Annotated in this window: 2 protein-coding genes; both read right to left on the minus strand. The window is 55.8% G+C overall.

Annotation, left to right across the window (positions count from 1 at the left end; translation table 11 throughout):
* The coding region (locus tag HMPREF3155_RS05745; RefSeq protein ID WP_070432794.1) for an ATP-binding protein at positions 1–586 on the minus strand (586 nt) is incomplete at its 3' end.
* Positions 587–592: 6 nt separating this feature from the next.
* Positions 593–2,203: an IS21 family transposase gene (gene istA, locus HMPREF3155_RS05750; RefSeq protein WP_070432795.1), complete on the minus strand. Its 1,611-nt coding sequence runs from the start codon at positions 2,201–2,203 to the stop codon at positions 593–595.
* Between the last annotated feature and the right edge of the window lie 157 nt (positions 2,204–2,360).

Consider the following 2,360-nt stretch of genomic DNA (forward strand, 5'->3'; position numbering starts at 1 on the left):
CGCGGTCGAATATGATCTTGGTTAGGTCTTCTTGTCCGCGCTGGTTGATTCCTATGGTCAGGAAATCATCGAGGATGAGTACATCAATGTTTTGTAGCTTGCGCATTTTAGCTACATAGCGTTCATCTGCTGGCAGGAAGGCCCCTAATTCATCGACGAGCTGATCCAGCCGGTAGTACGCGACACTGTATTCAGCCTGGCAAGCAGCAATACCGATAGCGCAGGCGATGTAGGTTTTACCCGCACCGGTGGGCGCTAGGACGTGCACATTGGAAGGTTCGTCGCGCCAGGGTGTTGCGGCTAGTCGTTTGAGCTGGCGTAGATTCAACCCTCGTTCATCTGGGTTGATCAGCTCGGCGAGTGTTGCTCCCGGATAGCGGAATTTCGCCTGGGTGATGGCTTTTGCGATGTTGGTTTGCCGGCGCTTGGCCGCGGTTTCTTCCACGGCTTTGAGGAAGATTTCCTCCGGTAGAGCGGTGTTGGCGTCATCGGCGGCGACTAGGTCGAAAAAGATATCAGCGAAGGTGGAAAGACGCAGTTTACGCAGTGTAGCTCGGATGTCATCGTCAAGGTTGATGGTGGTCATGATGGTCTAGGCCTCCTTCTTCGGGATGTCGTAGTGGCTGGCTGGGCGCAGGAATACTGCATCAGGGATTGCGGTGATGTCCACAATGCGCGACTGGGCGTGATCGGCCTGGACGGCTGGCGTTTGGTTGAGGGTGTGACCGTTGCGGGCGATGTCGGCCTGAATCCGCGCGATGACCTGCATGTTGGGTGCCAGGCTATGGTCAATGACTTGCTGGCAGGCAGGCTCAAGCGTGGTCTTGTTGTGCTTGTTGCCCAGCTTGACGAGCACGTTGCGGGCAGTGTGTAGCCCGCGGGGTACGGCTTTGGCGTTGCGTTCCAAAATTGAGGAGACGACCTTGGCCGTTGCCGGCCCAAATGATGATGCTCGAGCAAGCAGCTCGTCACGGGTAAGAGGTTTGACCCCGGCAATGTCCTTATCCGGGGTATGGGCTGGGTCAGTGCAATAGCGGTACTTGAACCCGTGCATACGTGAGTGCTCTGCGACTAGGTCGTCGCCGTCGAAGATGCTCACCAGGCTGTTGGTCAGCCGTGCCCGCAGGGTTTTGCCGATGTATTGGAACGGCACTGAGTAGTACTGGTAGTCGCAGCAGATGTGCCAGTTACGGTCGACTTTGACGTTTCGCCAGGACACTTCCGTAAACGGGGTATCTGGTAAGTCACGCATCATGGGCGCTTCATCAGCATCAAACAACTCTTTACGGGTTATCCCATCGGGCCTAGGCATATTCATGTTGATGTCGTCGACGCGCTGGGCGATAGCCTCATTGAGTTCATCAAGACTGTAGAAGGTGATCCCATCGAAGTAGCCGAGGATGCGCGAGTAGACGAGTTGGACGGCGCGTTCCACAGCGGCCTTATCCCGAGGTTTTCCAGGTCGGGCCGGTACGAGCAGGATGTCGTAGTAGTCGGCGAAGTCCGCGTAGCGTTGTTGAATGCGCCGGCCGGGCTTGTTCTTCACCGGCCGATAAGTCGCGGTCGGTGCGTTGTCAGGAACGATGATGCCAGGGCATTTACCGAGGTAGTCTAAGGCTTTCACATGGCAGGAAATCCAGTTGTCCATCTTCTCGTTAGCTGTTGCTGTCACAAACAACAGTGAAGAATAGGGGCAGATGGCCACGAATAAGCTGGCTTTCATGCCGACTTCACCGATGGCCTTGTCAATGATGGAAACCTTGTCGCCGGCCCAGTCGACATAGAGTTCCTGGCCTGGCTCGTGTTCGATAATCGAGGTCATTCCAGTGGTGCGGATGTGGGTGCGCAGGCGTTCGCAAAACTGGGAGTACTGATACTTCGACTCGCCTTCACCGACAGGTGCAGCAACGTAGTCCAGCCAGAGCTTGTGGCGGGTCAAGTGCTTGTTATTGGCTAGTCGCTTGGCGAGCTTTTCGAAGTCTGGCTGGTCGTAGCGCTTGCGACGGGCCCCGCGATGGTCGCTGAAGTGCTCGTCGAAGAATGATGGATCCAGCTGAACAAACGACTCCTTGGTGATGCTCAGGTCCGCAATCAGTGTCTTGGTTTTGGCAATATCCCGGTTGGAACATCCCAACGCCGCAGAGATGGCAGCATAGCTTCCCCCGTCCAAACACATCGCCATGATGTCTTTGAAGTTGGCCATGAAAGGCCCTCCTTAAGGTCATGAAAGGTGATGACGCGCCGGCACAAGTTGTGCCAACGCCACCTATACAATGACCGAAAACAGAGAGCCCTACCATCTATCCGGAAAACCCCGACCAACTACGCGGATTGCCCCTACCAACTACGCCGAAACGGCA

This window comes from Corynebacterium sp. HMSC06D04 (assembly GCF_001807315.1).
Taxonomy (GTDB): domain Bacteria; phylum Actinomycetota; class Actinomycetes; order Mycobacteriales; family Mycobacteriaceae; genus Corynebacterium; species Corynebacterium simulans.